This is a genomic window from Parabacteroides timonensis (genome assembly GCF_900128505.1).
GTDB classification, from domain to species: domain Bacteria; phylum Bacteroidota; class Bacteroidia; order Bacteroidales; family Tannerellaceae; genus Parabacteroides; species Parabacteroides timonensis.
The window spans coordinates 371683-396525 of the sequence record NZ_LT669941.1 but is presented as its reverse complement, the minus strand read 5'-3'; the positions used below and the strand labels follow the sequence as shown (position 1 = coordinate 396525).

The 24843-nt window shown below is 46.5% G+C and carries 12 protein-coding genes; 4 read left to right on the top strand and 8 right to left on the bottom strand.

Annotated elements, in window-relative coordinates; all coding sequences use genetic code 11:
• Positions 1-5: 5 nt before the first annotated feature.
• From uvrA to BQ7394_RS09195, 3 genes are read right to left on the bottom strand one after another with little or no spacing between them, the layout of a single operon-like run.
• Positions 6-2846, bottom strand: a complete 2841-nt coding sequence (uvrA, locus tag BQ7394_RS09205; protein ID WP_075557177.1) for an excinuclease ABC subunit UvrA — start codon at positions 2844-2846, stop codon at positions 6-8.
• 20 nt (positions 2847-2866) lie between these two features.
• Entirely contained in the window at positions 2867-3841 is a 975-nt protein-coding gene (locus tag BQ7394_RS09200; RefSeq protein WP_075557176.1) for a lytic transglycosylase domain-containing protein, read from the bottom strand.
• A complete protein-coding gene (locus BQ7394_RS09195) occupies positions 3819-5174 on the bottom strand; it encodes a T9SS type B sorting domain-containing protein (protein ID WP_075557175.1) in 1356 nt (451 codons plus the stop codon). Before BQ7394_RS09195 ends, BQ7394_RS09200 begins: the two co-directional genes overlap by 23 nt.
• Before the next feature lie 81 nt (positions 5175-5255).
• Here BQ7394_RS09195 and BQ7394_RS09190 point away from each other — a divergent pair, with 81 nt between their 5' ends.
• Complete coding sequence (locus tag BQ7394_RS09190; protein ID WP_075557174.1) at positions 5256-7055, top strand: LysM peptidoglycan-binding domain-containing protein; 1800 nt, start codon at positions 5256-5258, stop codon at positions 7053-7055.
• Positions 7052-7717, top strand: coding sequence for a porin family protein (locus BQ7394_RS09185; protein ID WP_075557173.1), 666 nt, complete (start codon positions 7052-7054; stop codon positions 7715-7717). Before BQ7394_RS09190 ends, BQ7394_RS09185 begins: the two co-directional genes overlap by 4 nt.
• 5 nt (positions 7718-7722) lie before the next feature.
• Here the strand turns inward: BQ7394_RS09185 and BQ7394_RS09180 are convergent, their stop codons facing one another.
• Positions 7723-11649 carry a hybrid sensor histidine kinase/response regulator transcription factor gene (locus tag BQ7394_RS09180; protein WP_075557172.1) on the bottom strand — a complete coding sequence of 1309 codons (3927 nt, stop codon included), beginning with the start codon at positions 11647-11649 and terminating at the stop codon, positions 7723-7725.
• Between the two features lie 519 nt (positions 11650-12168).
• Here BQ7394_RS09180 and BQ7394_RS09175 point away from each other — a divergent pair.
• Positions 12169-14484: a family 20 glycosylhydrolase gene (locus BQ7394_RS09175; protein ID WP_075557171.1), complete on the top strand. Its 2316-nt coding sequence runs from the start codon at positions 12169-12171 to the stop codon at positions 14482-14484.
• 172 nt (positions 14485-14656) lie between these two features.
• Positions 14657-17764 (top strand): glycoside hydrolase family 2 TIM barrel-domain containing protein, encoded by a 3108-nt coding sequence (locus BQ7394_RS09170; protein ID WP_075557170.1) that lies wholly within the window; start codon positions 14657-14659, stop codon positions 17762-17764.
• Positions 17765-18015: 251 nt separating this feature from the next.
• On the opposite strand, the gene BQ7394_RS09165 is transcribed toward BQ7394_RS09170, so the two are convergent.
• From BQ7394_RS09165 to BQ7394_RS09150, 4 genes are all read right to left on the bottom strand, one after another.
• Positions 18016-18465, bottom strand: coding sequence for an HU family DNA-binding protein (locus BQ7394_RS09165; protein WP_075557169.1), 450 nt, complete (start codon positions 18463-18465; stop codon positions 18016-18018).
• 176 nt (positions 18466-18641) lie between these two features.
• Positions 18642-20666 carry a RagB/SusD family nutrient uptake outer membrane protein gene (locus tag BQ7394_RS09160; protein WP_075557168.1) on the bottom strand — a complete coding sequence of 675 codons (2025 nt, stop codon included), beginning with the start codon at positions 20664-20666 and terminating at the stop codon, positions 18642-18644.
• Positions 20667-20677: 11 nt separating this feature from the next.
• The gene (locus BQ7394_RS09155) at positions 20678-23959 is read right to left on the bottom strand and encodes a SusC/RagA family TonB-linked outer membrane protein (RefSeq protein WP_235848715.1); all 3282 of its coding nucleotides are present in this window, start codon (positions 23957-23959) and stop codon (positions 20678-20680) included.
• 367 nt (positions 23960-24326) lie between these two features.
• Positions 24327-24788 carry a DUF4293 domain-containing protein gene (locus tag BQ7394_RS09150; protein ID WP_075557166.1) on the bottom strand — a complete coding sequence of 154 codons (462 nt, stop codon included), beginning with the start codon at positions 24786-24788 and terminating at the stop codon, positions 24327-24329.
• Between the last annotated feature and the right edge of the window lie 55 nt (positions 24789-24843).

The following is a 24843-nucleotide window of genomic DNA, read 5'->3' as shown; positions in this document are numbered from 1 at the left end:
CCAGGTTATCGTTTCAACTCCTCTTTCAGGAACGGAGCCGTATAACTCTTGTTTTTCTTCTTGATCATTTCCTCGGGAGTGCCGGTGAATAAGACCTGGCCACCTTTGCGTCCGCCTTCGGGCCCCATGTCGATCAGATAGTCGGCACATTTGATCACGTCGAGGTTATGCTCGATCACGATGATGGTGTTACCTTTTTCCACCAGCTTGTTCAGGACACCCAATAGGACACGGATATCTTCAAAGTGAAGACCGGTAGTCGGTTCATCCAATACATATAAAGTATTGCCGGTATCCTTTTTGGCCAGTTCGGTAGCCAGTTTTACACGCTGGCTTTCCCCTCCGGATAAGGTGGTGGAAGGCTGACCCAGTTTGATATAGCCCAACCCTACATCCTGCAGGACTTTTATCTTGGAGAGGATGGTCGGGATATTCTCGAAGAACTCCACAGCCATATTGATCGTCATATCCAACACATCGGCTATGGATTTACCACGGAAGCGGACTTCGAGTGTTTCACGGTTATATCGCTTGCCATGACAGTCTTCGCAAGGAACCAATACATCCGGCAGGAAGTTCATTTCGATGGTCTTGTAGCCGTTACCCTTGCAGGTTTCGCAACGACCACCGGATACATTAAACGAAAAACGTCCGGGTTTGTACCCTCTGACTTTCGACTCGGGAAGATCGACGAAAAGGTTACGGATATCGGAAAAGACACCGGTATAAGTAGCCGGATTGCTTCGTGGCGAACGGCCGATAGGCGACTGGTCGACATTGACGATCTTATCTACATTATCGATACCTTCGATCGACTTGTAAGGCAACGGATCTTCCAGCGAACGATAGAAATGCTGGCTCAGGATCGGTTGCAGGGTGCGGTTGATCAAGGTAGATTTTCCACTACCGGATACACCGGTCACACAGATTAGCGTTCCGAGCGGGAAAGTCACATTGACATTCTTCAGATTATTGCCGCTGGCCCCCTTTATCGTAATGAACTTACCGTTTCCCTGCCGGCGTTCGGCAGGAACAGCTATCTCAGTCTCCCCGTTCAGGTATGCAGAAGTCAGTGTATTTACTTTCAGCATATCCTGGGGTGTTCCTTCGTAAACTACTTCGCCACCCAAGCGACCGGCTTTCGGCCCCATGTCGACCACATAGTCGGCATTCAGCATCATATCTTTATCGTGTTCCACCACAACGACCGAGTTGCCGGTATCACGAAGTTCTTTCAGTGAATTGATCAGACGCACATTATCCCGCTGATGCAGGCCGATACTCGGTTCATCCAGGATATAAAGTACATTCACCAGCTGACTACCGATCTGAGTCGCCAGACGGATACGCTGGCTCTCTCCGCCGGAAAGGCTTGCCGACGCACGGTTCAAGGAAAGATAATCCAGTCCCACATCCAACAGGAATTTCAGACGCGAACGGATCTCTTTCAATATCTCGGTGGCGATCTGCAGTTGTTTCTGGTCGAGCTTCTCTTCCACCCCGTCGAGCCATTCGTAAAGTTCGGCAATATCCATAGCAGACAGTTCCGCAATATTCTTTCCGGCAATCCGGTAATGCAAGGCTTCTTTATTCAGCCGCTGACCGCTACATTCGGGACAGGTGGTCATCTTGATAAACTGTCCGGCCCATTTCTGGGCAGAGGCGGAAGCTTCGCTGTCCTGCTGCATCAGGATATATTTGGCAACCCCTTCGTAAGACAGGAAATAGTTGGAAGTACCCAGCGACTCGTTCTTGATTTGCAGGCGCTCGTCCGTACCGTTCATGATCTCGTCCATGGCCTCTTCCGGAACATCCTTGATCGGGGTTTTGATAGTTACCCCATGCTTTTCGCACAAGGCTTCGATCTGCCAGAATATCAATGAATTCTTATATTTTCCGAGAGCAACGATACCACCATTATAGATACTGAGAGAAGGATCAGGCACGATCTTTTCCATATCCAGCAGGTTGACCTGCCCCAGTCCCTTACACTTCGGGCAAGCTCCCTGGGGGGAGTTGAAAGAAAAGTTGTGGGGAGCCGGTTCGCTGTATGACAATCCGGTTGCAGGGTCCATCAACTGGCGACTGTAATGGCGCACCTCGTCCGTATCGGCATCGAGGATCAATACCAGTCCATCCCCCTGCTTCATGGCAATACGCAGGCTTTCCTTCAACCGGCGTTCGTCGGAAGAGGATACGATCATTTTATCGATCACCACTTCGATACTGTGCATCTTATAACGGTCGAGTTTCATCCCGTGGAAGATCTCTTTCAGTTCACCGTCTACGCGAACATTCAGATAACCTTTCTTACGAACCTGCTCGAACAGTTCTTTATAATGTCCTTTACGGTTACGCACCAACGGGGCTAACAGATAAGTTTTCTTTCCGCTATAATGCTCCAGGATCAGTTCGAGTATCTTTTCCTCTGTATATTTAACCATCTTCTCACCGCTCAGGTACGAGTAAGCCTCTCCCGCACGGGCATAAAGCAGACGGAAAAAGTCGTACACCTCGGTAGTCGTACCGACTGTCGAGCGGGGATTCTTGTTGGTCGTTTTCTGTTCGATGGAGATAACCGGGCTCAGTCCTGTGATCTTGTCTACATCCGGACGTTCCATATTCCCAAGGAAATTACGGGCATAAGCGGAGAATGTCTCCACGTAACGGCGTTGTCCTTCCGCAAAGATCGTGTCGAAAGCCAATGACGACTTCCCGCTACCGCTCATCCCTGTGATGACGGTGAGTTTGTTACGGGGTATCTCTACATCTATATTCTTCAGATTGTGAACACGGGCGCCTAAAACGGAAATACGTCCGCCCTCCAATGCATTCTTATCGTTCATACTTTTTTACTGTCGGCGTTTTATCTTACCACCCAACCCGAATGATGGACATAGGTGTTGGGAGTTTTGTAATACATCTCGTTTTGTTTGGGGATCTGAAGCGTATAGGTCTTACCCAGTGTCAGCAACTTACGGTCGCGCAACCAGGGGTTGAAACGTTTCAGGTCTGCATAAGTGATCCCGTTCTTCTGTGCAAAGTCTGACAAGTCCTGGATATCGGCCGACACCGTTACATCTTCACATTCTATCGGCTTATACAGGTCTTCGGCACGAAGCACGAAACCATATTTGTAGGGGTTCTCAAATATCTGTTTGATAGCCATGATACGGTAAACGTAGCGGCTTGTTTCTTCCACCAGCCAGAGGTCGAACGTACTGTCGGCCGTCTGCTTGGTCAGTTCGCCGGAGATACGTCCCATACCGGCGTTGTAGGAGGCGGCAACATTGGGCCAGTCTCCGTATTTAGCATAGGCAGCCTTCAAGTATTTACAGGCTGCTTCGGTTGCTTTGGCTACATGACAACGTTCATCGACCGTGGGCGTAACCGTCAGGCCATATTGCTTACCCGTTCCTTCCAGGAACTGCCACATTCCGACTGCACGTGCCGGGGACGACACACGGGGGTCGAGGTGACTTTCTATCACTGCCAGGTATTTAAAGTCGTCAGGGATACCATTCGCCTTCAATATCGGTTCGATAACCGGAAAGTAACGGTTGGCACGCTTGATCAGCAACATGGTAGTAGAATGGAAATAGGTAAAACTACTCAACTCGCGATCGAACCCTTCACGCATATTGTAGCGGGTCAGGTCTATCGGTTCTCCACAAAAATCCAAAGACGCAGGGATATCCGGTGAAGCCGTCATCGCCATAACGACAGGCTTTCCTTCCAATACTTTTTCTGAATCACTTGAACTGATTGACAGGCAGGCCGTCAGGCAAAGCAAGCCACCTGCCAAAAAACTAAATATACTATTCTTCGATAATTTCATCATCTATTCTCTTTGATCTAAGAATGTTAATTGAACCTTTTTTCTTTAATCGTTTACCGTCCGAGCCGGTAGCTTCTATCACATAAAAATAAACACCGGGAGCCACATACTTCCCTCCTTTCTTACCATCCCAACCTTGCGACGGGTCTGTCCAATGATAGATTTCTGCCCCCCACCGATTGAATATCCAGCATTTGAAACTGTTTAGGGAGCGATAAGCTACCCTGAACTCGTCGTTTATACCGGGAGTCGTTCCGGGAGAGAATGCGTTAGGGACTTCGAGATAAGTGTCTGAGATATTTATGGTAACTTCAGGCAGAATATTCGTACATTGCAACGTTCGGTCTGATACCTCTAAAGAAACAATATAAGTACCATTCTGGTTGAAGGTATAATTGATATCTTCTCTATTTCCGTTCTGCTCCAATAGCTTTGTATTCTCCGTACCCTCATTCTTCTGGAAGATAGACCACTTGAATACAGCAGCTACGGGAATATTGGCTATTGCTGTAAAATTAAACTCGACAGGGGCCGACAGACTATCTCCTTTCACTACCATATTGGGGATATCGCTTGCGTAGGACAAGGTATCAATTTTCATTACAGCCTCTACCGCTACGGCTTGATAGACATCAGTCGTTATCACCTTCTCCACTCCGAAATGACGGGCAAAGAGGTCGCCTTTCAAAGTGACGTCCGTATCACAAAGCGGAGGATCAAGTACTTTTTCGAAAGGATTAATAACTGTATCGACTGTCACCGTGGTATAAATGCCATCCTCTCCCATCTGCTTCATCGTCTGATAGATTATATCAAACTCCCGATTCAATATTTTGGAAGAGCCCAATGGTGTGTAATATTTCATATCCTTCATATCCACACTTCCCCCCAAAGCCATATAATCACAATTACTTCTTTCTGTATCTACATATAGATTGGTGACATCAAAAGCATATTTACTATAATCGATAATCCAGACATAAGCTTCAGAAAGGCCACTTTCTTCTACAAAATAACCATAACCTTCTTCCAGATTACTAATAACGGAAGTTGTCCCATTCTGAACCGAAGCAATCTTCTCTGCTTCCAGTTTTTTCGTTTTATACCTGTACCATTGATGAGAAGTAGAAGCAGACGTATAACTAATCTCGACATTATCCATACCATATACAAGATATACTTCCAAACGCTGGTTCTTGTTTTGAGAATCATCCGCATCAACCAGCAGAGGTGTCCCTTGCCCCCCTGTCACCGTATATTTTTGAGCATGTGCTGCAAGTACCAACAACAGAAAACAGAGTGTCCCGACCACTCTTCGTAAACAATTCCTTTGCATATATTATAACCTAATTAGCTTCCAAAATTAGTATTTTATACGGACATACACTATCTTTGCGGTAAATATTCCAATCAGCAAATGAATAAGATTAGTATATACGTATTGACATTATGCCTGAGTTTTGCCTGTATTTCTTTGCATTCACAAAACAACAGAGCACGGATTATTACTACTAACGAACTAAATGATAATATATTTTATCATACCATAGAGCGGGGACAGACCGTTTATTCCATCGCTACTATGTACGGAGTGACGGTAGATGATATTTATCGTCTGAACCCCGAAAGCCGCGAGTCGATCAAGGCCGGCGCCACTTTAAAGATCCCACAACGGGATGCCGGTTCCGCCTCACTGGAAAAGACAGAAGAAAACTTCTTATATCATACGATCCAACCGAAGGAAACGCTTTACTCATTGTCTATCCGGTATGCTGTACCCGGTCCGGACATCATCGAAGCAAACCCGGGGTTGTCGACATCCACTTTTACGATTGGCAAAACCATCCGTATCCCGGCTACTCCTATCGAGTCTTTACCTACCAAAGAGGTAAAGACCGTCACCAAGGAGATCGAATATACGATCGAGAAGAAAGAAACCATGTATCGTATCTGCCGTAAGTTCAACATTTCGAGTGCAGAACTCATCAAGCGGAACCCGAAACTGAAAGACGGTGTAAAAGCCGGCATGGTTATCAAAATACCGGTGGAGGCAAAAGATGTCGTTACCGAAACCGCTCCGGTCATGCATGAAAGGGACGTGAATGCCCTGCTTACCGCTCCCAAAGAGATCAAACGGGTAAATATGATCAAGGTAGCCCTATTGTTGCCGTTTATGACAAACGAGAAGACACCTTCGGCCAATACCCTGCGTTTCATCGAGTATTACGAAGGAATGTTGCTCGCAGTAGACAGTCTTCGCAACAGCGGAGGTTCGATCGAACTATCCGTATTCGACACAGGCAGCGGTACAAAGAAGCTGAAAGAGGTGCTGAAAGACGATGCTTTGAAAGAAGCCAACCTGATCATTGGAGCCGTGTACAACGACCAGATCGGTCCGGTTGCCGAATTTGCAGAGAAGAACAATATCAAATACGTCATTCCGTTCACATCCAAGAACGACGACGTATTATCCAATGCCAACATTTTCCAGGTAAACACTCCTCACTCCTACCTGTATGCCAAAGCATCACAGGCCGGATGCGATTTGTTTGCCAACGACAATGTGATCCTGTTGAAAGTTCCCGGGACGGAAGAGAAAACAGATTTCATCAAAGCCTTCAAGGCTGAAATGAAACAACGGAATATCCCCTGGCGCGAACTGACTTACTCGGCTGAAACATTCCCAACTGAGATGGAAGCCCTGTTGAGCAAGGAAAAACGAAGTGTAATCGTTCCCACTTCCGGTACACTGGAAGCGCTGAACAATTTCAAATCACCCCTGCGCATGCTTTCCGAGACAAAGCCGGAATACAACATCACCATGTTCGGTTATCCGGAATGGCAGACTTATACCCGCGAGTGCCTCGACGATTTCTTTGCATTGAATACCTATATATATAGTAACTTCTATGCAGACAACCTCGCACCCGAAGTATCGGACTTTTATTCGAAATACAAGACCTGGTACAGCAAGAGCCTGATCAACTACTTCCCTAAATACGGAATATTAGGCTTCGATACCGGTATGTTCTTCTTCGATGCCATCCGTAAATATGGTTCCAACTTCGAGAACAACCTGGGTAACATCCGCTATAAAGGTATACAGACCTGCTTCGACTTCGAACGGGTTAATAACTGGGGAGGTTTTATCAACACCAACATATTTATCGTTCACTACCAGAACGACTACAATGTAACACGCAGTGAAGTAAGATGATCAGAAAGATTATAATCCTATCCTCTTTATGCCTGGCCGTTATTATCGGAAGTAAGGCACAAAGTAAATTCCCGCAGGAAGTATCTGTCGGTGCTTCGTTCGGTATGAACTTTTCGTCTGTCAGTTTCAGTCCCAAGGTGTCGACTAAGATGAAACAGGGATTCAACGGTGGTCTGGTATTACGGTGGAATTCGGAAAAGAACCTGGGCTTACAGACCGAGTTGAATTTCAGCCAGCAGGGATGGGAAGAAAAGTTTGATAACAATCCGACTTATAAATACGCTCGCACGGTCAACTACCTTGAAATCCCGTTCTTCACCCATATTTATTTCGGGAGCAACCGGTTTAAGTTTTATGTCAACCTGGGGCCAAAGATAGGTTATGCCATCAGCGATAAGACCAGCACAAATCCAAATGAACCCAACCAGAACGACGGTGCCAACTATCAGCATAACCTGCCTATCCAAAAGAAATTCGACTGGGGATTATGCGGAGGTCCGGGTATCGAGTTGCGTACCGGTATCGGTTATTTCCTGCTCGAAGGACGCTACTATTACGCACTAGGAGATATGTTCAATACACGTAAAAGCGACGACTTCAGCAAAGCCTCCAGCCAGGTAATCTCTGCACGTGTCATTTACCTGCTACCTATCCGTAAATAAATACATCAGGAGAAATGCTCCTGACGGTATTTAGACGGGGTAATGCCATAGACCTGTTTGAATACCGTACTGAAATACCGCTGGTTGGTAAATCCGGCTTTCTCCGAAACTTCCATAATACTGAGCTCCTTATCAGCCAGCAACTCCACCACGCGAGCCATCCTGAACTTATTGATATAATCGCCGATACTGACGTCTGTCAAGGCTTTCAGTTTATTATACAGCGAAGCACGGCTCATCGCCATTTGCGAGGCCACGAAGTTCACATCCAATTCCGGATTATCCAGGTGTTCGCTTATCAACTCATTCAGCTTCCCCATAAACTTTTCGTCCGCATTACTGACGGTATCTTCTTTGGGTAAAACGATTTCTTTACTCTCTTTATACCGCAATCTGACAGCTTCCCGGTTCTTCAACAGGTTACGGACTATGGCCAGAAGGAATTCCAGGTCAAAAGGTTTCGGCAGATAAAAGTCCGCCCCTTCCTTATAACCCTGTACCGTGTTGGCATGACCGGTCCGGGCAGTCAACAGTACCACCGGGATATGACTGACTTCAAGGTTGCTTTTCAGTTGCCGGCAGAACTCAAAGCCATCCATCCGGGGCATCATGACATCACTGATAACAATGTCCGGCAAATAACGTACAGCCATCTCGAAAGCCTCGACACCATCTTCGGCTACATACACCTGCTTGAAGTATTCTTTGAAAGAGGTTTTCAGGTAATTCCGCAGTTCCGGTTCGTCCTCCACAACGAGCACGGAGTATTTTCTGACGGAGAAGTCGACGTTTACATCTTCTTTCTCTTCAGACGAGACAAGCAGTTCGTTCAGGTAAGGTTTGGCAACGATCGAAGTGGTTGTATTATCTAAAGGCAACTCGTAAAAGAAAACAGCTCCTTTATCCGTATTATTGGCTGCACCGATACGTCCTTTATGCATTTCAACCAGCAGGCGGGCATACGACAAGCCGATCCCTGTGCCTTGCCTGTCGTGCACCCCCTGATAGAAACGGTCGAACAACCGGGAAAGGTCGACATTATTCAAACCGATCCCCTGGTCGGAAACCGAAATTCGCACATAATCATGTAAGAGCCGGGAGGATACGGTAATGCAGGAGTTTCCATTACTGAACTTCAATGCATTCATAACCAGGTTAGACAAGACGATCTCACATTTGGCCGCATCGAAGGGGACTTCGCCAACCGAGTCGTCCAACCGATATTCGAGGCGAATATTCTTGAACTGCAATTCGCTTTTGAAAGTATCTGCCACCTGCCGTATCCATTCGTTCAGATCGTACGATCCGATCTTAAGCGTCTCCGTCCCGGTTTCCATTTTCCGGACATCCAATACCATATTGATTATATCTTTGATACGACGGGTCTGTTTCAGGATATCCCCCAACTGCCGGGCATGGCCGGTGTTGGTGATCTCTCCCGAGTTCAGCAGGCGTTTAAGCGGGGAATAGATCAAGGTAAGAGGCGTACGGAGTTCATGGTTCAGGTTAATGAGGAAGCGGATCTTCTCTTCATAAGTCCGTTGTTCGTGCTCCTTCATCGCCCAGATCATACGGGTTTCCTGCCTTTTCATCACCAGCCAGAAGATGAAGGACAGGCCTGCTAACAGAAACAAGGTGCAGCAGAACAGGAACCAGTTCGTACGCCACCAGGGAGGGGTTACTTCGATGGATAACAATTTGACCGGCACACTCCAATCCCCGTTTTTCTTATTACACGACACCCAGACTTCATACCCTCCGACAGACAGGGCATGGAATGCAATCGTATGACTAGTCGACTCTACCATTTCCTCCTGCGTTCCTTTTATATAATAACGAAACAGCTTTTTCCTCATCAGGTCGTTTTCACGGACAATGATCTTCGCCATTAAAGAAGTATAGTTCCAGGGGACGGAGATCGTATTCTCATTCCGGCTTGCCTGTGAACCGGCGGAGGCTCCGTTCAACGTCACATCCAGCAGGCCTATCACCGGGTCCGGATTTTCCGGGAAAGGAATATTACTTTTTATATGTACCACGCCCATCACTCCGGCCATATAAATATCGCCATTCCGGGCTATCAACGGGGATTTTGAGATGTATTCGTTGGCATACACGCCATCGGACTCGCCGAACATCATTATCTTCTTACTATCCGGTATATATGCGTACAAGCCGTTATGCGTCCCGATCCACAGGCGTCCGGCCTTGTCGAACCCGAGAGAGGTGATACCAGGGAAGCGGTTATTTTCTACCGGCATCAACGTTTCGGTTATCGGGTCAAAACAGAACAGGCCTACGGTAGTTCCAATCCAGAAACGCCCCCGGCCGTCCTTGCAGGCTGCTGCAATAATACCGGTCGAATCGACAGACGAATAGATGGCATGCATCGTATTACTCGTATGATCGAGTTCAAACAGATCCGTTTCGCCCCGCAAATAACTTACATCCGCTTCTTTTCCTATCACACAAAGGGAAGCGACGGTCAATCCGGGATTCCTGTTTTGTACAGTATTCAGTTTACGTGACGACTGGTCATACAGGTAAACACTGTCTGCCAACAAATAGAAACGGTTATCGTCCAGGCGCAACAGATGAACCGATTTACCCGTCCTGAACAACAGGTCGTGCTTCGCTTTATCCATAACAGGATAAGCTGTTGTAGCACCGCTGTTCTTATCAAACAAAAACAGGCCTTCCCCGAAACCGGAATAAAGAAGCGTTGCCGCATCATACTCGATAATGGAGACGACTTTCGACGGATAGGTCGAAAGATAATGCTTAAACCGTCCGGTCTGAGGATCCAGGCGGTTTATTCCTCCTCCGTCTGTCCCCAGCCAGATCATATTGTTCTCATCTTCGTACATACCGGCAGCCGCTTTCTCACTCAGGCCATACGCTGAATTCAACAGGACGTCCCGATACGTTTGTATATATACCTCTTTCATCCCGATCAGGCCACCCCTGATACTTCCTACCCAGATATTGTTATCGGGATCATTATAGAGACACCAGAAAGAGTTTTCAGGTAACGAAAACGGCTTTCCCGGTATATGGTTGATTACGGTAACCGAAGCTGTTGCCGGATCATATACGTTGATACCTCCCCCATCCGTAGCCAGCCAAAGTTTTCCGTCCCGTTCCTTTATGTCGAGGATAATTCCATTGGATAAGTCTCCGGGAGCTGTTAAACAGCAGATCTGTTTCTTGTCACGATCGTACCCAACCAACCCTTTACCGTAGGGAGACAACCACAAACAGCCCGAAGAGTCTACATACAACGCTGCTATCTGATATGCTGTAATAAAAGAGGCCCGTTGTAAACTTCCGGTTCGCATATTGTATTCCCACAAACCATTCCAACGGGATGCCAGTAAAACCAGATCATTCTCTTTGTCATAAAGGCATGCTTTCTCGAAAGTGACTCGTATATTCTCCGACGAATGGACAGGCAAAGGGAGAATTTCCTTATTTGTATAATCATACTTGAAAAACTTTCCCCGTCCAAAAAATAAGATACCATCTTCCAGGGAAACAGAGGAAGAAACATTCAAAATACGTCCTTCGATTGTCACCGGGATAAAATCGTCGTTTTCCCGATCATACAATACCAGTCCATGCTCTGTTGCCACCCATAAATTCCATAAAGAATCTTCTACCAGAAATTTTATATCGTTGCCAGGTAGAGAACAAGGATCTTTTTTATCATGATAGTAGCTTTTTACGCGCTCACGATCGAAATTGTTCAACCCAAAACGGGTACCAATCCAAATCAATCCTTTATGATCCGTCAGTACACACTTCACCATAGATTCCGATAATCCTTCTCTAAGGGAAATCTGCTTGAAATAGTACTCAGGGGCAGCTTCCGCAACGGTCAGGCAATAAATAATGAAAAAGAAGGAATAGATATATCTATTTATAGTTAACATCTTAAAGGTTTGTTAAGTAAGTTAATACCAGTGTTCCGTAAGAACTCATGCCATTATATGGTAATTAAAAGAGTATTAAAACATTAAGGAATGAGACTAACCCCAGGTATCTTTATTGGTAGATTTCATACATGAAATATCATTGGAAATGGAGTGGATTTTGGGAAACGGGACTGCCTTTGTCTTATTGTTTTCTCTTCTTTTCCGGATTGACTTTTTACCGGATTATCCCTCTGGTCAGGTAAAAGATGAAATAACGGCTTGTTATAGAAAGTTTAAGAAAAGAATCATTGTGTAAAAAAATCTTTTATATCTTTGTTCTAAATACAAAGAACATGAGTTCTTACGGAACTCACCCCCTTCCAGTAACGTCCAAAAATCAATCGATTCTCCTTCTTCTGGACAAATATTGAACATTTTTGTACAAAACCGGACATCGGGCGACATGCATACCTCTAATTTTGTAACTACAAAATCTAATGGCATGCATCGAATATGTTAACTCAAAAAATATATCAAATGACAAAAAGCAAACTACTCCTCTTTTTCTTTATCGTTTGGTTGACCACAGGGTGTAGGCCCGTGACTTCGCCGGAAGCAGGCATCATCCCGCAACCGGAACAACAAACAACCGGTAAAGGCCATTTTGCATTTAATAAATCTACTACTATTGAAGTAGAAAATCAGGAACAGGAAGCTGTTGCCGGATTATTGACGGACTTATTTACCGTTTCTGCCGGATTCACCCCGACAGTCAATATCGGTTCGTCCAATACCTCCGCCTCCATTGTTTTCTCTACGGATACGGCACTGGCTGACGAAAACTATAAACTGAAAATAACTCCCTCGCATATTTCAATTAAGGCAGCCGATGCCGCCGGATTCTTTTACGCCATACAATCGATCCGCCAGCTTCTTCCTCCGGCAATAGAAAGTAAAACGCCGGCAGAAGGCATTCAATGGAACATACCGGCAGTAAGCCTGCAGGACGGTCCCCGTTTTCCTTACCGCGGCTTGTTATTGGATGTGTCCCGCTGTTTTATCCCGAAAGAGAATGTGATTAAAATCATCGATTATATGTCGATGTTGAAGTTGAACAAACTTCATCTGCATCTGGTGGACGACAACGGATGGCGTCTGGAGATAAAGAAATATCCCCGCCTCACCGAAGTGGGAGCCTGGCGCGTAGAACGTGAAAAGGATTTCTCCCAACGCAAAAACGCAAAAGCCGGCGAACCGACACCCGTTGGCGGCTTCTACACACAGGAAGATATGAAAGAGATCATTGCCTATGCCGGTGCACGACAGGTAGAGATCATCCCCGAAATAGAAATGCCCGCACATACCAATTCCGCCCTGGCTGCTTTCCCTGAACTGGCATGCCCGGTAGTGAAAGACCCGATCCGTGTAATCCCCGGAATGGGCGGACACGGTGCCGAAATCGTTTACTGCGCCGGCAACGACAAGGTTTTCTCCTTCCTGCAGGATGTGCTCGACGAAGTGATGGCTCTCTTCCCCTCCCGTTATATCAATCTGGGCGGCGACGAAGCATCCAAAAGATACTGGAAAATATGTCCGCTTTGCCAGGCCCGTATGAAAGCGGAGGGATTTACCGACATCGAAGAGTTGCAGGGTTACTTCATGGGACGCATGGCGGGTTACGTGAAAAGTAAAGGCCGTGAAGTGATCGGATGGGACGAACTGACCAACAGCAAAATACCCGACGACGCAATCATACTGGGCTGGCAGGGACTCGGTACAGCCGGTTACAAAGCCGGACAGATGGGACACCGTTTTATCATGACACCGGCCCGCGTCTTGTACCTGATACGCTACCAGGGACCGCAATGGTTCGAGCCGCGTACCTATTTCGGTAACAACACCCTGGAAAATGTCTACAAATACGAACCGGTACAACCCGAGTGGGACCCGGAAGTAGCTAAAAAACTGATCGGCATACAGGGTTGTATGTGGACCGAATTTTGTACCTCGGCAGATGATGTCGAATACCTGCTCTTCCCCCGCCTGGCAGCCGTTGGCGAAATCGCCTGGTCGGGAAAAGACCGGAAAGACTGGCCCGGATTCCTGAAACGGTTGGATATATTGACACAACATTACGACTACCTGGGTGTAAACTATGCCCGCTCGATGTTCAACCTCGACCATCTGGTGACCGGTAACAACGATACCCTGAAGGTTGCCCTCACCTGCATCCGCCCGGATATGGAAGTACGCTATACCACAGACGAAAGCGAACCGCAGGCTGTCTCCACGCTCTACCAGGATTCATTGATCGTAACTGGCGACATGACTATCAAGGCTGCTACCTTCATGAACGGTGAGCAGAAAGGGAAAACGCTCACTCTCCCGCTCCACTGGAACAAGGCCACAGCCCGTCCCGTAACGAACGGCAACGAACAGAGCTACCGTCTGACAAACGGCCTGAGAGGTAGCGACAAACAGTCCGACTTCGAATGGAGCGGATGGTACGGCAAAGACGCCTCTTTCACGATCGACCTGGGAAAAACAGACTCGTTCGACAAAGTGACGATCGGTTGTATGACGAACTACGGTATGGGAGCCCATCTACCCAAACAGATTACCCTCTCCGTCTCAGACGACAACCAAACGTTCACCCGGATAGCCGAACGCAGCTTCACCCCGGAACAGATCTTCCGTGAAGGTATCCGCATCGAAGACCAGCTCTTCGACAACCTGAAAGCATCCGGCCGTTACCTCAGGGTCGACTTGAAGAACCCCGGAAAATGCCCCGAAGATCATACGCGACCGGGACAAGGTACCTGGGTTTATATAGATGAAGTAATTATTAAATAATAGAAAAAGGTGAATCTAAATAACAGACCTCGTAGGGGCGGGTTCTAAACCCGCCCAATATCAACAGGATGTAATCATTGTCACAACGGGCAGGTTTGGAACCTGCCCCTACGAGGTCGGCCATATTGGTTCATATTTGACAAATAGCGAAACAAATTAATTCTATAAATACATGAAAAAGACTCTGTTATCTATTTTTGCTCTGTGCTGCTTGGGATTCACCCAGGCAGTTTCAGGCGCAACAGACAACAACCAGCCTGAATGGCAAAGCCAGTACGCAATCGGTCAGAACAAACTGGCCCCTCATGCCTACGTCTGGCCTTTCGAGAACGAGAAAGCCCTCTCCGAACGCGATCACGAGTCGTCCCCCTGGTATCAGACCCTGAACGGGAAATGGAAATTCCACTGGACAAAGAACCCCGACAACCGTCCGAAGGATTTCTACAAACCCTCATTCTACACCGGCGGCTGGGCCGACATCAACGTTCCCGGCAACTGGGAACGCCAGGGCTACGGTACCGCTATCTATGTGAATGAGACCTACGAGTTCGACGATCCGATGTTCAACTTCAAGAAAAATCCGCCTCTCGTCCCTTATGCCGAGAACGAAGTCGGCTCTTACCGTCGCACCTTCACCATTCCGAAGACATGGGACGGCCGTCGCGTCGTTCTCTGTTGCGAAGGCGTTATCTCCTTCTATTATATATGGGTCAATGGAGAAAAGATAGGCTACAACCAAGGTTCGAAAACACCCGCCGAATGGGATATCACCGACCTGCTGCAACCGGGTGAAAACACCGTCGCATTGGAAGTGTACCGCTGGAGTTCCGGCTCGTATCTGGAATGCCAGGACATGTGGCGATTGAGCGGTATCGAACGCAGCGTCTACCTATACAGCACGCCTAAGCAATATATTGCCGATTACAAAGTAATCTCCACCCTCGACAAGGACACCTATAAAAACGGTATCTTCAACCTCGACGTTCAGATTGCAGGCAAAGCCAATCCCGGCTCCCGCATCACCTGGCAACTGAAAGATGCCGATGGCAAAACCGTCCTGAAAGAAGAAGCCGACATTCCTGCCGGAGAAAATAACCGCATCGCTTTCAAAGAAGCGACCCTCCCCGGAGTCACCCCCTGGAGCGCGGAACATCCTAACCTCTACACCCTCGTCCTCTCGCTGAAAGATGCCAATGGAAAAGAAACGGAACTGACCGGATGCCGGGTAGGTTTCCGTACCTCCGAGATCAAAGACGGTCGCTTCTGCGTAAACGGCGTTCCGACATTGGTCAAAGGAACCAACCGCCACGAACATTCGCAACTGGGTCGCACGGTCAGCCGCGAACTGATGCTGAAAGATATCAGCCTGATGAAACAGCATAATATCAACACCGTCCGCAATTCCCACTACCCCACCGATCCGTTGTGGTACGACCTCTGCGACGAATACGGCTTGTATATGATCGACGAAGCCAATATCGAATCGCACGGCATGGGATACGGTCCCGAGTCGCTGGCAAAAGACAGCACCTGGCTGCCGGCACACATGGATCGTACGCAACGCATGTACGAACGTTCCAAGAACCACCCCAGCATCGTGATCTGGTCGCTCGGTAACGAAGCCGGCAACGGTATCAACTTCGAACGTACATACAACTGGTTGAAATCGGTCGAAAAGACACGCCCCGTCCAGTACGAACGTGCCGAACAGAACTACAACACCGACATCTACTGTCGCATGTACCGCAGCGTAGACGTTATCAAGGAATATCTGAACCAGCAGGAACCGAAAATCTACCGTCCTTTCATCCTCTGCGAATACGTGCACGCGATGGGTAACAGCGTAGGCGGCCTGAAAGAATACTGGGACGTGTTCGAAAACGAACCGATGGCACAAGGCGGCTGTGTATGGGATTGGGTGGACCAGTCGTTCCGCGAAATCGACAAGGACGGCAACTGGTACTGGTCGTACGGTGGCGATTACGGCCCCAAAGGTATCCCCAGCTTCGACAACTTCTGTACGAATGGCCTGGTAAATGCCGACCGCGAACCGCATCCGCATCTGAACGAAGTGAAAAAAGTCTACCAGTATATCAAAACAAAACTGACTGACGAACGCAACCTGACCCTTTCCATCAAAAACTGGTACGACTTCAGCAACCTGAACGAATATACCCTCCACTGGCAACTGATAACCGACAACGGCCAGATCATACGCCAGGGAATGGAAACCGTCGACTGTCTCCCGCACGAAACGACCACGCTCACACTGGGTAAAACCTCCCTGCCGAAAAACTGCAAGGAGGTATTCCTCAATCTGAGCTGGACACCCAAACAGGCACGCCCGTTCATCCCGTTGACACACGAGGTAGCTTACGACCAGTTCGTCCTGACAGCCAACAAATACTACCAGCCGAACTACCCGTCATTCCAGGCTTCCGCCCTGAAACAGAACGGCAACACATTCAGCAACAACCGTGTAAATATCTCCTTCTCACCGGAAACAGGTGCGATGACCTCTTACAAGCTCGACGGAAAAGAACTGCTTTCAACCCCGATGACGATCAGCCTCTACCGTCCGATCACCGACAACGACAACCGCGACCGTAACGGTGCACGTCTGTGGAAAGCCGCCGGACTGGACAAACTCACCCAGCAGACAACCGCTTTCCGCACAGGAAAGAACAGCGTACAGACAACGCTGGCACTACTAAGTGACAAAGGCGAGATAGTAGCGACAGCTACGCAGCACTACCATATCACCCCCGATGGCATGGTAAAGGTAGCAACGACCCTTACCCCAGACACAGCCATCGTCAAATCGCTGGCACGTATCGGACTTACGTTTGAAATGCCTGCCGAATACGCCGAGGTATCTTACCTGGGACGTACCGGTGAAACCTACGTCGACCGTATTCAAAGTGGCCGCATCGCCATCGATCATACGGATGCCGAGCGGATGTTCCACCAGTACGTCAAGCCGCAGTCGACCGGCAACCGTACGGACATGCGTTGGGCGGAGATCAGCAACGAGGCTGGCAACGGACTGCACATCACGGCATCACGCCCCTGGCAGTTCAGTATCGTTCCTTTTACCGACAGTAACATTGACGCTTCCACCCATATCAACCAACTGAAAAGAAGCGGTACCGTGACCGTCCATCTGGATGCCGTACAGGCCGGTGTCGGTACAGCTACCTGCGGGCCGGGTGTATTGCCGCAGTATCTGGTTCCGGTAGAAGAGACAACGTTCGAGTTTGTTATTCGCCCAATGAAATAGGTTTATATTCTGACTGGGAAAAAGCCGGGAGTAAATATTATTCCCGGCTTTTCTATTATAGCTCTTCATCTTATAAAGTAGACTTCTTCATGTTCCAATGCAAACTTCTTCAAGTGTCGGAACTTACTTCTTCAAGTTTCAGAAATTGTTTCTTCAAGTGTCGGAGTTGACTTCTTCTCCTTAAATATAAGGCATAAAAAATCCCCTCCGGAAACCCGGAAAGGGATCTTTTGTCATTCAGAAAATAAAAATCATTCAATAACCGGACGGTCGTCTTCGCCTGAACCGCCACCAGTATTCGTTTTACCTTCAACCAGTTTGTCAATCCATACAAATTCCACTTTCTGCATGGCTGCTTTTAACTCTTCTCCGGGCTGAAAATTAATATTTACACAATTAATATCCGTAGCCTTCAAATCTTCTTTCTTCGCCTTTACGCTACTATTAAGGGAAGGATAAAATGTACCCCAATCACCGAGTTTCACACTATGTCCGTCTGCCATCAAACGTTGGATTATTTTCCGAAGCTGGCGGATAGACATCAACGCTTCCGAAGGATTCAATGTCGTCTCATCGGCAATAAGTTCAGCCACTTTTGTTTCCGAAACCAACCCGGTAGAGTTTTGAACGGCATACCATTTCTTCGGAGCGTTCTTGTCCCTGGGATTAGCACGCTGGATTGCTTTGATTAATATAGCCATGATTAATAAATTTAAAATTATAATTTAAATACATCGTATTTCGAAATGAGAAGGCATTCTTGCATGACATTGGAATTAACATCATAAGAATGTAGGCCATCAACAGAAAAGATATGAACCAAAGGCCCCCTCTTCACAGAGGGGAACCTTTCCACACATCAATTATTAGTTTTATGCTAGTAGCCTATGGCTCCTGATGAGGTTAGCGGCCATCCCGGATTTTGGTAGATCACAGAAGATCCCAAATCATTAGGGTCGCTGGATGTATATTTGAAATGATGCAGTGCAATCGGATCAAGATAGTGTGCTTCACACCATTTATATCCATCCCACATAAGATTGTTACCTTGGCTGATGACCCTGTAAGGACGTAAATATTCGCCGCTGTTTGCAAGGTTGGAAACATTTGCATTCGGTTGTCCTTCAGGAATAAGCAGACTTTCCCCTGTGGGGTTTTTATCCTTATCCAATTTGGGATATGCGTCTTTCAAATCTGATCCCCAAAGGTTTACGCCTTCCACCTGAAAACCATTAACTTGATCCAGGGCTCTCCAACGTCTCAGATCCATCATACGCAGACCTTCTTCTATCATTTCGCAACGGCGTTCGCGACGGATGCAATATAGTAACGGAGATACTTGTCTTCCTGCAGAGTATACACCCCAATCAGACTCTTTATCCAGTTTTGTGGCATTCAGTGTAATACGGTAATCCGGTAAATTAGCCCTGTCACGGATGGCATTCCAGTAAGCCTCGGATTCAGCAGATATACTGTTCCCTCCCTTTTCCATGCAATCAGCCTCGATATAGTTCAAATATGCTTCGGCAGCCCGGAAAATAGGTGAACCTTCTACGGATCTTTGATCGCCGCCAGTGTAGTAAGTATCAGCTGCCAGACCTTTGCGCAGACCATAACCTGTAACAGATCTTACTTCCGGGTTGTCGATGATGGCAGGAGCATAAGGCCACGAAAGTCCATTATATTCTCCGGCTTCATTGGTTTGTTTGTCCAGATGTTCGTAAGGACGCATCATAAAGAGGTTAAGGCGCGACTCCCTATCGGTTTCTACATCTTTAACGGATTTGTCTCCTTTATACAAGGGGGAAGCGTAAATTGGCAAGCCGTCTCTGCACAAGAATGTTTCTACATATTGACGGGTGAATCCGGTGTTACCTCCGTTTAATATATAAGAAGTGGCACCATGTTTTACACCTAATGAAAAACTATACCGTTTCCACAAAAGTATTTCGGGAGCCGAATTCATATCTTCCAAAGCGAACTGTGCGAAATAAGGATTGCTCATACCACGATTAGTCGTATCCGACTGATTGACACTAGTTTTATCTGTATTTTGAGCCAACAATCCCTGGTCTGCAAGCTCTTTGGATGCCGCTTTACATTCCTTTAGGAAAAAAGCGATCTCACTGTCCAGGTTTGCACCTGTGTATTCGCCACCGGGCCATCCGGGACCACCGGGTACTAAAGCCGTACCTTTATGGTAGGTCAGCCAGCTTGCTTCAAACAAAGCGACTCTCGATTTAACCAATAACGCAACATTGCGGGTAATCCTGTTTTTCCCTCCCGACGGAGCCGTATTACTCAAAAGCATCAGGGCAGAATCCAGGTCGCTGATGATGAAGTGTGCTACTTCATTACGAGGACTGCGTTTACTGGCTTCTATCAATTGCCCTTCTTCATCTATTAATGTATTCTTGATAATGGGAAAATCCCCTAATGTTTGTAATTTGGAGAAATAATTCCATGCCCGCTGCAAGTATACTTCGCCAATGTAATGCCTGATGTTATTGTCGTTACCTTGTATGCTCTTGGAATTATAACGCGGCATTACGGTCTCGATGAAATAGTTGGCATTTCTTATTTTCTTGAAATTCCATGGATCATCATCTTCTTTGATTGATTCAGGAACTTTCCATTGCCCAGGCAGCCATTTGTTGTCGTAACTTGATTTTGCCTGGTTATCAGTGCCATTATCATTGCCCCAACTCCCGATTGTATATTTTTCTTCATGTGCAGGAAAGTCGTACCCTTTGATGGCATAAGATGCCAGGTCGGCTTCGGACCATAAGTAATTATTGGGAGTTACTTTATCCAAAGGCTCAAGGTCTAAGAAATCATTGCATGAACTCAGACCGACCAGCCCTCCTGCTAATATAAATAAGTATTTATTTAATGTTTTCATTTGCTATTCAATTAAAAATTAACACTAAGTCCTGTTGAAAATGTCTGTGACAGCGGATGTGTCTTGGCTGTAGAAGTCCCGTCATTCCAGTTTGCTCCGTATCCTGTACCCAAAGTTTCGGGGTCGAAAGCATCGGGTAGTGAAGTTATGGTAAACAGGTTCTCGGCAGAGAAGAATATTCTCAGATTAGAGATTCTGGCCTTCTGCGTATAACGTGCCGGGATGGTATATCCTATTTGCAGGTTCTTCAGGCGACAGTAGGCGGCATTCTGCAGGTAGCGGCTCTGTTTCTTTTGGTTCTGATCATTGAACAATGGCCTCGGCAAGTAGGCATCGTGATTTTCGCCCCAGAAGTCATCAGCGTCACGGTAAAAGTCCATCTGGCTTTTGAAAAAGCCGGATTGCCATCTGTTTCCGGTAGCACCGAACATCATGTTTCCATCTATATAATAGTCTCTTTTCAATACACCTTGCAGGAATACGCGTATATCAAAGCCTTTCCATGAGGCATCCAGGTCAAGGCCGAACTTGTAACGCGGCGTGTTGTTGCCAATAATCTTCAAGTCACCCGGATTGTCTACGGTAGTTCCTTTGTGGATTGTTCCGTCTCCGTCCAGGTCTTTGTACATGATATCACCGGCAGCCCAATTCTTGCCGACTTCACTTTGTCCGCCATTGGGCAGGGATGCCAGGTGGTCCTGCATTTCTTGATCGCTCTTGGCAATTCCAATCGTTTCGAATCCCCAGATTTCGCCCATATATTCTCCGGTTCTCCATGTAGAAAGCAATCCTTTTTCATTCGGATATTTTAAGACTTTCTGTCGGTCGTCTGAAAGAAGCACATGTACTCCATATTGTACTGCATCAATACGGTCTCTCCATGAAAGGTCAAGCTCGAAACCGGTAGACTGCAAGTCGGCATTATTTGTTTTAGGAACATCGGCACCTAATACAGCAGGTAAAGTAGGAGCTGGCCCTACCATATTTACAGTCTTTCTGTTGAACCAGTCAAAGCTCATGTTGAAACGATTATTGAACATTCCCAGGTCGAAGCCGATATTCCATGAACGCATGGTTTCCCAACCTAAAAGCGCGGAAATCAATTCGGGTGAAGCAGCCGTGTTCTCAAATTTGCTATTGCTTAACAGCCAGTGACTTTTGCTATCATTGGCTACAAATGGCATTGTCTGGATATAGGGATAAAGCGCTTTGGTATTTTGGTTACCAAGTTCACCCCATGAACCACGTATCTTTAATGTGTTGATCGTGTTTTCCAGCGGTTCCATGAATTCCTCACGTGCCACGTTCCAGCCGGCGGATACAGAAGGGAACCAGTTCCAACGCTTGTCGGAAGCAAAACGGGAAGTGCCGTCATAACGCATATTGAACTCTACCAGATAGCGTTCTTTATAATCATAGTTCAATCGTCCGAAGAAACCGGCTGTCGCCCATTGATTCTTGTCGCCTGCATCCTTATCAATTTCAATTTTATCAGGTCCTGTGGCCGTATTCAAATCGGGTACTTTCTCTGTGATGAGATCTGTACGGCTGGCACCCAGTTTACGCCATTTATTCAGTTCGGCCTGGAAACCCACCATGACCTTAAAATTATGGCCGCTTTCCAGTGATTTCATAAAATCAGAATAAACGTTCGGATTAAAGAAATTAGTTCTTTCGGCATATTCTGCAACAGAATTGGTATCTTCGAAATATTCTGTTCCATCTACATAATGTTTGGGAAGATGTAATACATCCTTGTGTTGGAATCCATCGACAGTCTTATAATTCAACTCTCCAAATACCTTCCATCCTTTAACGGGTTCCAGTACAACCTGGAATTGCTGGTACAACCAATCAGTCTGACTGGCATCCTTACCCTGGTAAAGTAACTGTGACAGCAACCCAACCTGAGCATAACCGTTCGGATCATACATGGGTTCGGAGGGAAAACGCTTGGCCATGTCGTGATAATACTGGTTGTTATCCATGGTGGACGGCTTGCTGTAATCCTTACGCATATATTTGGTGCTGTAATTCACGTGCAGCCATGGGAATAATTCTGCGTTGATTTTGGCTGTTACTGTGTATCTTTTTAGTTTATCGGGATTAAAACTGATCAGACCCGTTTGGTCCATAAAGTTACCAGAGAGGTAATACTGGAACTTTTCAGAACCTCCATTAATACTTAATGAATGTTCCTGTGAAAAAGCAGTGCCTCCGAAGAAAATATCATACCAGTCGTTATTAGAGTTACCCAGCCAGTTCCATGTCTTGCCGTCTGCATTAGCAAACGTTGTCTGCGTGCTGGGAATTTCCCCTTTTTGATAAGCGAGCATGAGTTCCAAATTCTGAGCCGGGAAAAGGAGACCCTCTTGAGTATTGACAGCTGCCAGGTTCATGTATTGTGCATAGGTATATGAATCCGGTAATTGCGGCATGTTAATGGCATGGCTCCAACGGAAATTATCGTTATAACTGATGTTGACTTTACCAGCCTTACCTTTCTTGGTAGTGATCAAAACGACACCGAATGGCGCACGTGAACCGTAGATGGAGGAGGCGGCAGCATCTTTCAAAACGGAAATGCTTTCAATGTCATTCGGATTCAAGACATTCATATCACCTTCCATGCCATCAATCAACACTAATGGCGAGGCATTGGAACCATTGCCGATAGTACCGGCGCCGCGGATATTAATTTTCATGTCCTGACCAATTTCACCACCATTGCCATCAGAACCATAGCTGAAGTTCATACCCGGCACTAAGCCTTGTAAGGCCTGGGATACGTTTGTAACCGGACGGGAAGTTAGTTCTTTGGCATCGACGACAGATACAGATCCTGTCAAATTCACTTTCTTTTGTGAACCGAAACCAACCACAACGACTTCATCCAAAGCTTGTGAGTCGTCCTGCAAAACAATGTCTAATGTTTGTTGGTTGGTGACTTTTACGTTTACATCTTTATAACCGATAAACGAAATCTTCAGGGTAGCCCCTGCCGGTACTTTCAAGGAGAAATTACCTTCCACATCAGTTACAGTTCCAATGGTTGTGCCAACGACAGACACGTTGGCTCCGATAACCGTTTCACCTGTAGCATCTTTTACAATACCTTTTATGATTCGTTCATTCTGCTGGGCGATAGGTAATCCGGCACTTTCTTCAATAGTAGGACTTAAGGTTTCCTCACCTTTTCCTGTGTCCGCCTTCGATTGGGCGGCAGAGAATAAAAAAAGAAGGGCAAAGGCCACATTCCAGTTTTTCATTCCCCGGAAATTCTCTCTCTTCATGTTTAATGTCATTTTTTCTTTAAGTTTTTTCCTGGATAATTCTTTATTAACTCTGATTAGATCTCAAGGGCGGTTATACCCTTTCATAGCCGTGTTCTCTTTTTTAAATCATAGGCAATTTTTTTATTTATTTCACACAGCAAAAGAAGCTATATAGCCATTATTCGATATCCAATATCGTATAAAGAATGTTCGTTTTTAAATAAATCTCTTACCAAACAATCGGTACAGCGTACCCAGGGATATTTAATGACATTTCTATGGTTAAATCGGGACTACGTTAACAAATAAAAAAACGCAGCCACGTTATAAAATAACATGACTGCGTTTGATGTATTTATGCCACCTTAAAGGTGGTATCTCATATTTATCTCAACCGGTCGAGCGAACGAACCAGTGCTTCATCGGCACCGATATTACGGATTGCCAGATAATCGAGGATCAGACAGATCAGAGGGAAAGAGAGAGCGATCTTTACACTCAGTGCAGCGTCGTTCAACTGATCTTTCAGTATCCATACGAAAAAAGCGAACAGGCCATAGAAACCCAGCATCAGTATAGCATTGAAGATACAAAGGCGAATCTGCAGGATTCTCTTCTTAAATAAAAAGATAGTTATCAGGGACAGGATAGAGATCACGGCTGTCAGGGCAAAAAGACCCCAGGTAGGATAAATCAGTTCCGGTTGTGCAGCGATCGTACTGATACCTGTCGCATCGAAAGAATAAAACTGATCGCCGGCCTGAAACATAGCCAGCGGTAAAAACAATGTTGCGACCATCAAGGCCACGATAATTAGCAAGTAAACTGTTTGTATTCTCTGTAACATAATTTTTAAAGTTGACAGTTGACAGTTGACAAGTGACAGGTAAAGAAAAACAGGA

Coding starts and splice junctions, on each gene's coding strand:
- uvrA (WP_075557177.1), bottom strand. CDS start 2,846: ATGAACGATAAGAATGCATTGGAGGGCGGACGTATTTCCGTTTTAGGC.
- BQ7394_RS09200 (WP_075557176.1), bottom strand. CDS start 3,841: ATGATGAAATTATCGAAGAATAGTATATTTAGTTTTTTGGCAGGTGGC.
- BQ7394_RS09195 (WP_075557175.1), bottom strand. CDS start 5,174: ATGCAAAGGAATTGTTTACGAAGAGTGGTCGGGACACTCTGTTTTCTG.
- BQ7394_RS09190 (WP_075557174.1), top strand. CDS start 5,256: ATGAATAAGATTAGTATATACGTATTGACATTATGCCTGAGTTTTGCC.
- BQ7394_RS09185 (WP_075557173.1), top strand. CDS start 7,052: ATGATCAGAAAGATTATAATCCTATCCTCTTTATGCCTGGCCGTTATT.
- BQ7394_RS09180 (WP_075557172.1), bottom strand. CDS start 11,649: ATGTTAACTATAAATAGATATATCTATTCCTTCTTTTTCATTATTTAT.
- BQ7394_RS09175 (WP_075557171.1), top strand. CDS start 12,169: ATGACAAAAAGCAAACTACTCCTCTTTTTCTTTATCGTTTGGTTGACC.
- BQ7394_RS09170 (WP_075557170.1), top strand. CDS start 14,657: ATGAAAAAGACTCTGTTATCTATTTTTGCTCTGTGCTGCTTGGGATTC.
- BQ7394_RS09165 (WP_075557169.1), bottom strand. CDS start 18,465: ATGGCTATATTAATCAAAGCAATCCAGCGTGCTAATCCCAGGGACAAG.
- BQ7394_RS09160 (WP_075557168.1), bottom strand. CDS start 20,666: ATGAAAACATTAAATAAATACTTATTTATATTAGCAGGAGGGCTGGTC.
- BQ7394_RS09155 (WP_235848715.1), bottom strand. CDS start 23,959: ATGAAGAGAGAGAATTTCCGGGGAATGAAAAACTGGAATGTGGCCTTT.
- BQ7394_RS09150 (WP_075557166.1), bottom strand. CDS start 24,788: ATGTTACAGAGAATACAAACAGTTTACTTGCTAATTATCGTGGCCTTG.